Below are 12604 nucleotides of genomic sequence, written 5' to 3' on the forward strand. Positions count from 1 at the left end.
CGGAGGCGGCCCGTCGTCGGGAAACCGCCTGGTGGGACTGGTGGGAACCGCCTCCCGTGTGCACGGCGGATCCCGCGCGTCCCGGTCCGGCGGCCCTCACCCCCATGCGGAGGCCGCCGCGGCCACCACGAGTACCGCCGTCGTGGCGGACTCCGCCAGAGCGCCCAGCACGTCGCCGGTGACACCGCCCAGCCGCCGCACCGCCCGGCGCAGTACACCGCCCGCCGCGAGCAGGCCCGCGGCCGCCGCGAGCACGCACGCCGGGGCGAACACCGGAGCATGTGCCCAGCCCGTCAGGCACACCGCGACCGTGAACGCGCCGGCCGCCAGCGCTCCGGGCCAGCGCACGGTCCCCGCCACGAGCGCGCCCAAACCCTCCGGCCGCGCCGGCGGCACGCGCGGTGTGCACGCCAGCGCCACCGCGAGCCGTCCCACCGTCCCGGCCGCCGCCGCGCCCGTCAGCGCGGCCCACGGTGAGGCCGCCGCCAGTTGGCCCAGCGCCAGCACCTGTGCGCCCAGCACGACCACGAGGGTGACCACGCCGAACGGGCCGATGTCCGAACGCCTCATCACCTCCAGGGCGCCTCCGGCCGGACGGCCGCTGCCCAGCCCGTCGGCCAGGTCCGCCAGGCCGTCCAGATGCAGCCCCCGGGTCAGCAGCGCGGCCAGGCCCACTGCGAGCACCGCCGCCAGCGGAGCGGACAGCCCCGCCACCGTGCCCAGTACGGCCACCGCGCCGGTCAGTGCGCCCAGGAACGCGCCCAGCACGGGCGCCCACACCATCGCCCAGCCGGCGACGGAGCGGTCCACCCGCTCCACGCGCACGGGGAACACGGTGAACGTCCCCAGCGCCATCCGCGCACCGGCGACCGCGTCGGAGACCGCTCCGGAGGGGGCCGGGCCGCGGCCGGGGCCCGGGGAGCCGCCGCGGGCCGCACCGGTCACGGGAACTCCATGACGCGGCCCGCGGTCACCAGTACGACCTCCTCGGACTCGGCGCCCACCCACTGGTTCAACCGGCCCAGGTGGTCGCGGAACAGCCTTCCGGCGCGGGTCGCGGGCACCACGCCCGACCCCACCTCGTTGGTGACCGCCACGACGTAGGCCTGGGTCTCGCGCCAGGCCTCCAGCAGTCCGTGCACCGCGGCCTCCACCTGGTCCTCGGCGTCGGGGGGAGGGGCCTCCTCCCACAGGCCGGCCTCGCCCATCACCCAGGTCAGCCACGTGCCCAGGCAGTCCACCAGGACCGCGCCCCGGGACCGCTTGAGCACCGCCGCCAGGTCGGTGGTCTGCTCGGTGCGCCACCACCACGGGCGGCGCCGCACGTGCCGGGCCACGCGGTCGGCCCAGTCGGGGTCCTCGGCGGGGTCCGGTACCGGGCCGGGCGCCGCGTACAGCACCTTCGGCTCGGCCATCAGGCGCAGCTCGGCCTCGGTGGACTTGCCGGACCGGGCGCCGCCGGTCACCAGGGTCCGGTGCGGACCGTGCGGCCGAGGCTCCGGCCACACGGCGGGCGGACACGACAGGACCTGCCCGTCGCCCGGCATCAGGGCGCCCCACAGCCGTGCCCGTCGGGCGAACTCCGCCGGGGAGCGGACGCGGTGGTCGCCGCCGACCGCGACGACGGCCGTGGTCACCCCGACCACCCCCGAGCGGCGCAGCTCGCCGATGACCTCGGGGCGCTGCGCGGCGTCCACGACGACCATGTCCACCTGCTGGTCGGGCCGGGTCGAGGAGTAGCCGGAGGAGCCCTCCGCCCGTGCCTCCACCGGCGGGACGCCGGGCAGGGGGCCGGGCCCCGTGCGGGCGTACAGCAGCTTGCCGCCGTCGGGGCCCTCCAGCAGGACGCCGTCGGGTGTGGGGAACACCGAGTACCCCGGGGGCACCGGGCCCACCGCACCCGACTCACGGATACGGAAGCGGTCGTCCACGGTCACGCGTAGGGGCAGGCGCCGTTCGGCGAGGGCCTTGTTGCAGGAGGCACAGGTGCACTGCGGGGCGGGCCATCCCGCATGGCCGGCTGTCCCGAGAAAACGGATACGCACCCGAACGAGTAAACCGCATGGTCCACCAAGTCCCGGTCAGCTTCCCGGTTTCGGGGCGGATCCGGTCCGCGGGTGGAGCCCCGGCCCGGCCGCCCAGTGGTTAGTCTCGGCGCAGGGCCGCGGTGACCGGATGCCGTGGCCTCCTCGACGAAGGGGTGGTTGGACATGGCGTGGACCTGGCGTTACTACGGGGCCGAGGGTTCCGGCTCGGCGGGACAGGACCTGCCCTCCGAGTCGTTCACCTCGCGGGGCGACGCGGAGAGCTGGCTGGGCGAGAACTGGCAGGAACTCTCCGAGGGCGGCGTGGACCGGGTCGCCCTGCTGGAGGACGACAAGGAGGTCTACGCGATGTCCCTGGAACCCGTCGACTAGGGCGTGTCTCCTCGAGGCCGCGCTGCGCTCCGTGCCCGGACGCCGGGGGTACGGGAACCCCCGGCCCCCACGGTGCGCCCGTGAGGTACGGACGGGCGTACCCGCGGGACCTTCCGGGGCCCCGCCGGCGCCTCCGCCGCCCCCGGTGGCGCAGGAGCTCCACCGAGCAGGCCCCGGACGCCTCCGCCGTGCCCCGCCGGGGCACGGTCCCTCCTCGCGGACGGTACCGGAGCACATGCGAGGACAATCGGGACGTGATCTCTCCTCTGCGCAACATGGCCGTCATGGAACTGGCCAACATCCCCCTGTTCGCCGTGGTGCTCTTCCCGCTCCTGGGCGTGCCCGCCTCCCCGGCCAACCTGACCGGGTTCGCCCTGTTCGCCCTGCTGCTGGTCCAGGGCGGCGCCTACTGGTGGATCAAGGTGCGCCAACTGCGCACGCGGGCCCGGGCCCCGGAGGGCATGCCGGTCTTCCGTGTCCTGAGGCGGGTGAACCCGCCGCTGCTCCTCGCGGGCGGCGCGGTTGTGGCGGCGGCCCTCGCCGAGGGCGTCCCCTGGACCCGGGTGTGGCCGGGTCTGGGCCTGTGGCTGTTCGCGGTCCTGGAGCACGTCAACTACTTCCACGTCCAGCTGTCCCACCAGACGCGTGCCGACCTGTCCCGGCTGTTGCGGACCCGGCGCCTGCACCGCTCCCACCTGTCCCGCGACATGGCGCGCTGACAGCCCGCGTCCGAGCCGGGCGGTGCGGGTCAGCCCGCACCGGGGGAGGGGGAGCGGCGTGACTGCCACGGCCAGCGGTTCTCCAGCTCCACCTCCAGGGAGAAGCTGAGGAAGGTCCGGATGAGGACGATCCCCGCGAGCACCCCGACGGTGGCGAAGGTGGGGGAGACCGCGACCGTGCGGATGATGTCCCCCGCGACGAGGAACTCCAGACCGAGCAGGATCGCCCGGCCCAGCCCCTGCCGATAGGGCCGGTAGGCCTCCATGAACGCTCCGCCGCTCACCACCCGGTAGGCGAACAGCGCCGTCGCGCCCACCGCTCCGATGACGATGACGCCGACCCCGGCGACGTCCACGGCGGTCCCCACCGCCTCGATGACCTCTGCGATGTCCATGGGCCCCTCCTCCCCGGCGTGTGTCGGGCAGCAGCTACCCAGAGTGGGCGGTTCGACACCAGGGCCCTCGTGGAGGGCGGACGCGAGGGGCCCCGGCCACCCGGGGGGTCGGGACCGGTGCGCGCGGACGAGGAGGGCTCCGCGCCGCAGGCGTCCGCCGAGGGCGACGGGCGGGCGGTGACCGAGGCCCCGGGGGTGGTTCGGGCGCCGGAGGCCTCCGCCTCCAAGGCGCCCGAACGCGGGATGGGGCGGAGCCCCCGAACAGCACACCCGGGTTCTGTCCGGTGTACTCGGTGCTGTGCCGCCGGGGTGGCGAGGGCGCCGCCGGGGCCGCCGGAGGTCTCGCGGGTGCGCCCGTGAGGCAGGCGCGGGCGCACCGCGGGGGCCGGGGGCTTCCGTACCTTCGGCGTCCGGGCACGGGGCGAGGCGCGGCGGAGCCTCAAGGAGGCACCGCCTAGCCGCGGATGTTCTCCGGGCTCTTGGTCAGCGCCGGGTCGCGCTTGACGCTGTCGCCGAGGATCTCGTCGATCCTGGTGAGCAGCCCCTCGTCGAGCCTGACCCCGGCGGCCTTGACGTTGTCCTCCACCTGCGCGGGGCGGGAGGCGCCGATGATCGCGGACGACACGTTCTGGTTCTGCAGCACCCAGGCCACGGCCAACTGGGCCAGGGACAGGCCCGCCTCGGCGGCCAGCGGCTCCAGCCGCTGCACCCGCTCCAGCAGGACCTGGTCCTCAAGCGGTCCGCGCAGGAACTTCCCGCTGTTGGGGTCGGCGGCGCGCGAGCCCTCGGGCAGCTCCTGGCCGGGCTTGTACTTGCCGGTCAGGACGCCTCCGGCGATCGGCGACCACACGATCTGGCCGATGCCCTCGCGCTCGGAGAGCGGGACGACCTCGGGCTCGATGACCCGCCACAGCATGTTGTACTGCGGCTGGCTGGAGACGATCCGGTCGAAACCCATCTCGTCGGCGATCTTGAGCGCCCGCTCGATCTCCTCGGCACGCCACTCCGACACCCCGACGTAGAGGACCTTGCCCTGGCGGACCAGGTCCTCGAAGGCCCGCATGGTCTCCTCCAGCGGCGTGGAGTAGTCGAACCGGTGCGCCTGGTACAGGTCCAGGTAGTCGGTCCCGAGGCGGCGCAGGGAGTCCTCCGCGCCGCGGATGACGTGCTTGCGGGACAGGCCCTTGTCGTTCTTGCCCTCTCCCATGGGCCAGAAGACCTTGGAGAAGATCTCCAGCCCGTCCCGGCGCTCGCCCTTCAGGGCGCGGCCGAGCACCTCCTCCGCCCGTCCCTGGGCGTAGACGTCGGCGGTGTCGAACGTGGTGATACCCGCGTCCAGCGCCGCGCGGACACAGGCCTTGGCCGTGTCCTCCTCCACCTGGGATCCGTGCGTGAGCCAGTTCCCGTAGGCGATCTCGCTGACCATGAGACCGCTGTTGCCTAGATGCCGAAAGTCCATGCCGAGCACTCTAGTAGGCGGTTGTGGCCCTTCGCGAGGTTTCCGACCGGATGCACGGAAAGGAATGGGAACGCTCCCATGAGGGGGCCGGTGAAGGGCCGGTGCGGACACCGGCCCTGCTCACGCTGCTCCACCTGGGCGGGGAGGGGGAATGGGGCCGGGTTCTGTTCGGTGGACTCGGCCTTGTGCCGCCGGGGTGGCGAGGGCGCCGCCGGGGCCGCCGGAGGTCTCGCGGGTGCGCCCGTGAGGCAGGCGCGGGCGCACCGCGGGGGCCGGGGGCTTCCGTACCTTCGGCGTCCGGGCACGGGGCGAGGCGCGGCGGGGCCTCAAGGGAACACGGCCTAGCGCGCACCGCGCGGGGTGGGGTCCTCGCGGACCTTCAGCCGCGGCTTGGGCAGGCGCAGGCGGCGGAACTGCAACTGGCGCATGGCCGCGTACATCCCGATGCCCTTGACGGTCGGGTCGCCGGGGAAGTACTCGGTGGCGCGCTTCTTGACCGTGCGGCCCACCAGGACGCCCTCGGCGATGATCGTCACCATCATCAGCGGCCACGCCACGTAGGCCACGCCGACCTGGAAGACCGGGTTGTTGACGAACAGCAGGGCGACGATCAGGACCGAGAACGGGAGGAAGAACTCGCTGGCGCTGCGGCGGGAGTCGACGAAGTCGCGGGCGAAGGCCCGGGCCTCGCCCATGTCCTGCTGGCGGTAGTGGCGGGCCTCGTCCTTGGGCACGCCCTTGGGCGCGCTGGAACCCCTGGCGCCGGAGCCGCGTTGACGTTCGAGACGTTCCCGGTAGGCCCGGTAGGCCTCCTTGCGGGTCTCTGGCGCCTTCAGCGGCTTGCGCGGGGCCACCTCGGATTCCCTGCGTTTTGGGGTGGGGACCCCTTTCTTGGGGGTATATCCCTTAGGTTGGGTGGCCTCAGTGGCCTCAGGGCTGGCGGATTCGGCGGTGGCCGAGTCCGGGGCTGTGGAAGCGGAGCGACGTCGGAACACACCCACAGGGTAGCCGCTCGTCGCATTATGGCGACCGCAGGCCAGAGCGCGTAGGGTTGGGCAAAGCGCCCGCTGGGAACAGCCGATGTACGCACCGAGAAGGGGACGGCCACGCCGATGAGCGTGTTTCAGCGACTTTCGATGATCTTCAGGTCCAAGGCCAACAGAGCCTTGGACTCGGTCGAGGACCCAAGGGAAACACTCGACTACTCGTACCAGAAACAGCTCGAACTCTTGCAGAAGGTGCGTCGTGGTGTGGCCGACGTCGCGACCTCCCGCAAGCGCGTCGAGCTCCAGATCCAGCAGTTGGAACAGCAGTCCGGCAAGCTGGAGACGCAGAGCCGTGCGGCGCTGACCCAGGGCCGGGAGGACCTCGCCCGCGAGGCCCTGACCCGCCGCTCCGGCCTCGCCCAGCAGATCGAGGGCCTGCGCGAGCAGCACGCCAACCTCCAGGGCGAGGAACAGAAGCTCACGATGGCGGCGCAGCGCCTGCAGACCAAGGTGGACGCCTTCCGCACGCGCAAGGAGACCATCAAGGCCAACTACACCGCCGCACAGGCCCAGACGCAGATCAGCGAGGCCTTCTCGGGCATCTCCGAGGAGATGGGCGACGTCGGCATGGCCGTTCAGCGCGCCGAGGACAAGACCGCCGACATGCAGGCCCGCGCGGGCGCCGTCGACGAGCTGCTCGCCTCGGGCGCGCTCGACGACGTCACGGGCACCGCCCGGGACGACATCCAGAGCGAGCTCGACCGCATGGCCAGCACCACCAGCGTCGAGTCCGACCTGGAGCGCATGAAGATGGAGCTCGGGCAGGGCGGCGGCGAGTCCGCTCCGCAGATCGAGCGCGGCAACGGCGCTGGCAACACCGGCAACCGGGAGGGCGCGTGATCGTCCGCATCATGGGTGAGGGGCAGCTCGACCTCACCGACGCCGACCTGGAACTGCTCAACTCCTTCGACTCCCAGTTGGAGTCGGCCATCGAGTCGGGCGACGAGGCCACCTTCCGCCAGGCGCTGCACGACCTGCTGGAGAAGGTGCGCGAGGACGGCAAGCCACTGCCGGCCGACGCGCTGGAGCCCTCGCAGTTCATCCTCCCGCCCGCCGACGCCACCATGGAAGAGGTGCGGGAGATGCTGCAGGACGACGGGCTCATCCCCGGCTAGGACCGGTGAGGGCCGTTTCCGTCCGGACGCACCGTTTCCGTCCAGGTGCCTCCGGACAGGGTGAGCGGGTCCGACGGGCCAGGCCACGGCCGGTCGGAGTCCAGCTCGGTGCCTGCGCGCGCGTTTCCAGGCCGCCGTGACCCCCGGGGCACGGCGGCCCCGCCGTGTGCGGGGGCGGCCGTGGCGGGAACACGGCGGGCCGCCTCGGACCCTTTCCCACCTGGGCGAACTACACTCCGAGACAGTCGACGTGTCGGGGAGGGGAACGGCATGGCCGGTTCCAAGTTCAGACCTGACCGGGGGCTGACCACCCGCATGGTGATGACCATGGGCCTTCTGGCCCTGGTCTACGCGGCCTTCATCGCCGGGCTGGTCCTGGCGGGCCTCAGCGTGTGGCTGGTCCTGCTCATCGTCGCCGGGTTCGCGCTGTTCAGCTACTTCGCCTCCGACAGGATCGCCATGTTCTCCATGGGGGCCAAGGAGGTCACCCCACAGCAGGCGCCCGACCTGCACGCCGTGATCGACCGGTTGTGCGCCATGGCGGACATGCCCAAGCCCCGCGTGGGGATCGCCGACACCGACGTCCCCAACGCGTTCGCCACCGGGCACAACGAGAAGTCCGCGGTCATCTGCGTGACGACCGGCCTCATGCGCCGCCTGGAGGGCCCCGAACTGGAGGCGGTCCTGGCCCACGAGCTGTCCCACGTCGCCCACCGCGACGTCATGGTGATGACCATCGCGGGGTTCCTCGGCATCGTCGCCGGGTTCCTCACCCAGGCCGGGCTGCGCTTCGCCCTGTTCACCGGGGGGATGCGCGGCAACAACAACAACGGGCCGGCCCCGGCCGTCATCGCCCTGCTCGTCGTGCTGGTCAGCGCGGTCGCCTGGGCGCTCAGCTTCCTGCTCACCCGGGCGCTGTCGCGCTACCGGGAGCTGTCCGCCGACCGCGCCGCCGCCTACCTCACCGGGCGCCCGTCCATGCTGGGCAGCGCCCTGACCAAGATCACCGGCGACATGGTCCGGATCCCCACCCGCGACCTGCGCCAGGTGGAGCCGTTCAACGCCTTCTTCTTCGCGCCGGCCCTCTCCCGCAAGGGGTTCAGCTTCAGCCAACTGATCGCGACCCACCCGCCCGTGCAGCAGCGCCTGGCCCAGCTGTCCGACATCTCCCGGCAACTCGGCCAGGGCGGTTGACCGCGGCCGGTCCCGGCCGGTTCCGCCGGCCTCCGACCGACTGGCCGGACCCGGCCGATCCCAGACCCGAAAGGACGAGGGGGACACGATGAGTTTCTGGCGAGCCCTGTTCGGGCGCTCCGAACCGGCCGAGCCCGACCTCGACGCCCTGTTCGGCCTGCCCTCGGCGTCCGTCACCCTGCGGGCCGCCGCGGGTTTTCGGCCCACCGGTACCGGCTCCGTCGCCTTCCGCGCCACCGAGGGCGCCGCCTTCGCCGACCTGGCGCGCGACATCACCGACCTGCTCGACGCCGACGAGGGCCCGCCCGTCGAGCAGGTCACCGACGACTACGGCTACACCTGGCTGGTGGTCCGCTCACGGAGCGATCCGGCCCCTCCGGACTTCCAAAGCGAGGGCAGCGGTCCGGACCTCACCGGCCTGGTGACCGACCTGCACGCCGTCAACTCCACCCTGGAGGCCAACGGGTACGGGCCCTCCCTGCTGTGCTCCCTGGTCGGTTTCACCGACGGCAGCCGCTCCCTGGGGCTGGTCTACCTCTACAAGCGCGGCACCTTCTACCCCTTCGCGCCCGTCGGCGGCCAGCGCAGGGACAACGCCCTCGAACTCCAGGCCGAGGCGGCCATCGGCACGGACCTGCCCCTGGAGAAGGACCGATCCCGCTGGTTCCCGGTCTACGGCGCCCCCGGGCTCTGAGCAGGGAAGCGCGGCCTCTGACCAGGGGTGCCCCGAACCCCCGGCGATGTGGCCTGGCACACTTGGTCCCGTGCGTATCCTCATCGCTCCTGACAAGTTCGCCGGTACCCTCTCCGCGCTCGAAGCCGCCCAGGCCGTCGCCGACGGCTGGCACCGGACCGACCCCTCCGCCCGAACGGAGCTGCTTCCGCTCTCCGACGGCGGTCCGGGGTTCGTCGAGGTGCTGCACACCGCCCTCGGCGGCGAGGTGCACCGGGCCGAGGTGACCGGCCCCCTCGGTGCACCCGTGACCGCGGAGTACCTCCTCGACGGCGACACCGCCTACGTGGAGAGCGCCCAGGCCTGCGGCCTCCACCTGGTGCCCGCGGAGGACCGCGACCCCGGCCGCACCACCACCCACGGCGTGGGCGAACTGGTCGCCCACGCGGTCCGTGCGGGTGCGCGTACCGTCGTCGTCGGACTCGGCGGCAGCTCCACCAACGACGCCGGAGCCGGGCTCCTCGCCGCCCTCGGCGCCACCCCCTCCGACCACCTCGGCCACGGCGGCGGCACCCTGGCCGAGCACGTCGACGCCGTCGACCTCGAAGCCGCCCGCCAGGCCGTGGCGGGGGTCCGCCTCGTCGCCGCCACCGACGTCGACAACCCCCTCCTCGGCATCCACGGCGCCAGCGCCGTCTTCGGCCCCCAGAAGGGCGCCGACCCCGACCAGGTCCAGCGCCTCGACGCGGCCCTCGCCGCCTTCGCCGACCGGGTCGACCCCGACAAGGGCACCCGTGACGTCCCGGGCGCCGGTGCCGCGGGCGGCCTGGGCTTCGCCCTGCTCCTCCTCGGAGGCACCGTCGAGTCCGGCATCAGCCGTGTCCTCGACTCCGTCCGCCTGGCCGAGCGCCTCGACGGCGCCGACCTCGTCATCACCGGCGAGGGCTCCTTCGACTCCCAGTCCCTGCGCGGCAAGCTCCCGCACGGCGTCGCCCAGGTCGCCAGCGGGCACGGCGTCCCCTGCATCGTCACCGCCGGGGCCGTGAAGGTCGGCCGGGCCGAGGCCGCCGAGGCCGGGATCACCGAGACCTACTCCCTCGTCGAGTCCTCCGGTTCGGTGGAGGCGGCCATGAACCGCTCCGCAGAGGAACTGCGCGCCCTGGCCGCCGACATCGCCCGCCGCTGGTCCCGGTGACCGGGGAGGGGGAGGAGCGGTAGGGGCGGGCCGCCGGCCCCGCGCCTCCTCCCCCTCCGACACGGGCAGCGGCCGCGGACGACGGGAAGCGCCCCGGGAGATCCTTCTCCCGGGGCGCTTCCCGTGAATCGGTGTCGGGTGGCCGGAGCCGGCCCTCCCCCTAGTCCAGCAGGGAGTGCTCCTCGTAGGCGAGGACCTCGTGACCGTCGTCTCCGTAGTGGAAGATCTCGAAGGTGGCGGCGGTCGGGTCGCCGTTGTCGTCGAAGTCGATGTTGCCGCTGGCGCCCTGGTAGTTGATCTCCTCACCGTCGGCCAGCAGGTCGCTGCACTCGGCGAAGGAGGAGCACTCGGTGCCCTCGGGGCGGCTGACGTTGGGCAGTTCGGCCACGTACTCGGACGGGTCCACGCTGCCGGCGGCCTCGGCGGCCAGAGCGATCACGGTGACGCAGTCGTAGACCTGCGGAGCGAACTGGAAGACCTCCAGCTCCTCGTTGAAGCTGGTCAGACCCTCCGTGAACTCGGGGTTCTCCGCACTCGGGGCGACACCGGTGATGCCCTTGACGCTGTTCGGGTCCTCCTGGTTGACGGTCTCACCCAGCTGCGGGTCGTTGAGCCCGTCGGTGACGTAGATCTGGTCACCCGTGACGTCGCTCTCCAGGAACTGGGCGATGACCTGTGCGCCCTCCTCGAAGGCGATGAGCGCGACGGCGTCCGGCTCCTCGTTGGCAACGCTGTTGACGACCGAGTCGAAGGTGGTGGCCATGGGGTCGTAGGTCTCGTTGACCACGACCTGGGCGCCGAGGTTCTCCAGCTCGGTCTGGAGGGCCTGGGCGTAGCCGCCGCCGTAGTCGTCGGCGCGGGCGACGATGGCGACGTTCGCGTGGCCCTCCTCGGCGATCTTGCGGGCCATCACCACGGCGGAGAGCTTGTCGCTGGGCGCGGTACGGAAGTAGTAGCCGTCGTCCTCGATGTCGCTCAGTGCGGCGGAGGTGTTGGAGCCCGAGCACTGGACGATCTCGGCGCCGGTGACGGTGTCGTAGGTCGCCTGGGTCATACCGGACGCGGCGGCGCCGATGACGGCGTTCACCTGGTCCGAGACGAGGCTGTTGGCGGCCTCGTTGGCCTGGGCGTTGTCGCCGGCCTCGTCGCCCTCGACGATCGCGGGGACCTCGGTGCCGAGGATGCCGCCGGCCTCGTTGATCTCGGCGATCGCGTACTTCGCCGCGCTGATCTGGGGCGGGCCGAGGAAGGCGAGGTTGCCGGTCTGCGGGTAGAGGATGCCGTAGGTGAACTCCTCGCCCCCTCCGTCACCGCCGTCTCCTTCGCCGCCCCCGCTGCCACACGCGGTCAGGCCGAGTACAAGGGCCGCGGTTGCGGCAGTGAGGCCTAGGGCCTTCTTGCTTGCCATGATCGTGGTCACTCCGTTCAACCGGCGAAACACGCACTGCGTGACGCAGCCGTGCCGATGTGCATGTGCGTCCTGATGTCCGCGGTGTGTGGCATGACTTAATCAGGAGCATTAGCGGAGCTTAATCACGAAAGTTCCGGATCGGAAAGCGCAGGAAGACCGTTGGTGCCGACTCGCCGTCATGCTGTTATGCCTCTGTAGTCATCATTGGTCTTCCACGCCCGATGTTTTTACAGTTCGCAGCTATCCGTGTGCAGGGGGCAGCAAACTGTCGCGACGACCAGGCATGACGAAGCCCGACCGTCAAGAGCTACGGTCGGGCTGTAGGAAAACTACAGGAGCGCTGCACGCGTGTGTGAAGTGGTCCTTCCGTAAGCAGAAAAACCCTTGACCTATATACGCCGCCGTCCCTCCGGCCGTCGCCGGCCACGTGTCCCTCCCCGGCCGCGCGCGCCCGCCCTACTTGGCGGGCATCTCGCGCAGCATGCACGTGAGCCGGGAGGTGCACACCTTCCGGCCCCCGTCGTCGGTGATGGTGATGTCCCAGGTGGCCAGCGTCCGGCCCAGGTGCACCGGTGTGGCCACTCCGGTCACGTACCCGTCGGTGGCCGACCGGTGGTGGGTGGCGTTGATCTCGATGCCGACCGCGACCCTGCCGAACTGGGCGGCGTGCGCGGTGGAGCCGATCGAGCCCAGGGACTCGGCCAGCACGCACGACGCGCCCCCGTGCAGCAGCCCGAACGGCTGCAGGTTGTCCTTCACCGGCATCCGTCCCACCACGCGCTCGGCGGAGACCTCGGTGACCTCGATGCCCATGCGCTCGCCCAGACCGCTGGTCAGGGCGCCCGTGTCGAGCATCCGGCGCATCGCCTCGGAGTCCGTCGTCATGATGTGTGCCTTCCGATCGGCCGGGTGCCACCCGGCTCCGGACGGCGGAGAGGTCTCCGGTCCGGGGCGGTGGCCTCCGGTGTTCTCGCGGTGTG

Annotated in this window: 14 protein-coding genes; 7 read left to right on the plus strand and 7 right to left on the minus strand. The window is 72.2% G+C overall.

The annotated features are described in order from the left end of the window. Positions 1–96 precede the first annotated feature (96 nt). Together NOSIN_RS04715 and NOSIN_RS04720 are read right to left on the minus strand one after the other, a co-directional pair. Complete coding sequence (locus tag NOSIN_RS04715) at positions 97–855, minus strand: adenosylcobinamide-GDP ribazoletransferase (RefSeq protein ID WP_077693403.1); 759 nt, start codon at positions 853–855, stop codon at positions 97–99. 86 nt (positions 856–941) lie between these two features. Then, the gene (locus tag NOSIN_RS04720) at positions 942–1937 is read right to left on the minus strand and encodes a bifunctional adenosylcobinamide kinase/adenosylcobinamide-phosphate guanylyltransferase (RefSeq protein WP_077689564.1); all 996 of its coding nucleotides are present in this window, start codon (positions 1935–1937) and stop codon (positions 942–944) included. A gap of 273 nt (positions 1938–2210) precedes the next feature. On the opposite strand from NOSIN_RS04720, the gene NOSIN_RS04725 reads away from it, so the two are divergent. Together NOSIN_RS04725 and NOSIN_RS04730 are read left to right on the plus strand one after the other, a co-directional pair. Continuing rightward, the gene (locus tag NOSIN_RS04725; protein ID WP_077689565.1) at positions 2211–2417 is read left to right on the plus strand and encodes a hypothetical protein; all 207 of its coding nucleotides are present in this window, start codon (positions 2211–2213) and stop codon (positions 2415–2417) included. Between the two features lie 254 nt (positions 2418–2671). Beyond that, entirely contained in the window at positions 2672–3136 is a 465-nt protein-coding gene (locus tag NOSIN_RS04730; protein WP_236743298.1) for a hypothetical protein, read from the plus strand. A 29-nt stretch (positions 3137–3165) separates the two neighbouring features. Here NOSIN_RS04730 and NOSIN_RS04735 read toward each other — a convergent pair whose 3' ends face one another. From NOSIN_RS04735 to NOSIN_RS04745, 3 genes are all read right to left on the minus strand, one after another. After that, positions 3166–3531 (minus strand): DUF1622 domain-containing protein, encoded by a 366-nt coding sequence (locus NOSIN_RS04735; protein ID WP_077689566.1) that lies wholly within the window; start codon positions 3529–3531, stop codon positions 3166–3168. A 454-nt stretch (positions 3532–3985) separates the two neighbouring features. After that, positions 3986–4990 carry an aldo/keto reductase family protein gene (locus NOSIN_RS04740; protein ID WP_171986557.1) on the minus strand — a complete coding sequence of 335 codons (1005 nt, stop codon included), beginning with the start codon at positions 4988–4990 and terminating at the stop codon, positions 3986–3988. Positions 4991–5331: 341 nt separating this feature from the next. Next, a complete protein-coding gene (locus NOSIN_RS04745; RefSeq protein WP_077693405.1) occupies positions 5332–5985 on the minus strand; it encodes a DUF3043 domain-containing protein in 654 nt (217 codons plus the stop codon). Between the two features lie 117 nt (positions 5986–6102). Between NOSIN_RS04745 and NOSIN_RS04750 the strand changes: the two genes are divergently transcribed. The 5 genes from NOSIN_RS04750 to NOSIN_RS04770 all read left to right on the plus strand — a co-directional run bounded on the left by NOSIN_RS04750 (position 6103) and on the right by NOSIN_RS04770 (position 10213). Continuing rightward, positions 6103–6876, plus strand: coding sequence for a PspA/IM30 family protein (locus tag NOSIN_RS04750; RefSeq protein ID WP_077689568.1), 774 nt, complete (start codon positions 6103–6105; stop codon positions 6874–6876). Further along, positions 6873–7151 carry a PspA-associated protein PspAA gene (gene pspAA / locus NOSIN_RS04755; RefSeq protein ID WP_077689569.1) on the plus strand — a complete coding sequence of 93 codons (279 nt, stop codon included), beginning with the start codon at positions 6873–6875 and terminating at the stop codon, positions 7149–7151. The genes NOSIN_RS04750 and pspAA overlap by 4 nt, the downstream gene beginning before the upstream one ends. A gap of 270 nt (positions 7152–7421) precedes the next feature. After that, positions 7422–8345 carry a zinc metalloprotease HtpX gene (htpX, locus tag NOSIN_RS04760; protein ID WP_077689570.1) on the plus strand — a complete coding sequence of 308 codons (924 nt, stop codon included), beginning with the start codon at positions 7422–7424 and terminating at the stop codon, positions 8343–8345. Positions 8346–8433: 88 nt separating this feature from the next. Further along, positions 8434–9039 (plus strand): PspA-associated protein PspAB, encoded by a 606-nt coding sequence (gene pspAB / locus NOSIN_RS04765; protein ID WP_077689571.1) that lies wholly within the window; start codon positions 8434–8436, stop codon positions 9037–9039. Between the two features lie 70 nt (positions 9040–9109). Beyond that, positions 9110–10213, plus strand: a complete 1104-nt coding sequence (locus tag NOSIN_RS04770) for a glycerate kinase family protein (RefSeq protein WP_077689572.1) — start codon at positions 9110–9112, stop codon at positions 10211–10213. A gap of 160 nt (positions 10214–10373) precedes the next feature. On the opposite strand, the gene NOSIN_RS04775 is transcribed toward NOSIN_RS04770, so the two are convergent. Beyond that, positions 10374–11621, minus strand: a complete 1248-nt coding sequence (locus NOSIN_RS04775; RefSeq protein WP_077693406.1) for an ABC transporter substrate-binding protein — start codon at positions 11619–11621, stop codon at positions 10374–10376. A gap of 459 nt (positions 11622–12080) precedes the next feature. Continuing rightward, on the minus strand, positions 12081–12509 hold the full coding sequence (locus tag NOSIN_RS04780; RefSeq protein WP_077689573.1) for a PaaI family thioesterase: 429 nt from the start codon (positions 12507–12509) through the stop codon (positions 12081–12083). Positions 12510–12604 lie beyond the last annotated feature (95 nt).

The sequence above is a fragment of the Nocardiopsis sinuspersici genome (genome assembly GCF_001998325.1).
GTDB classification, from domain to species: Bacteria; Actinomycetota; Actinomycetes; order Streptosporangiales; family Streptosporangiaceae; genus Nocardiopsis; species Nocardiopsis sinuspersici.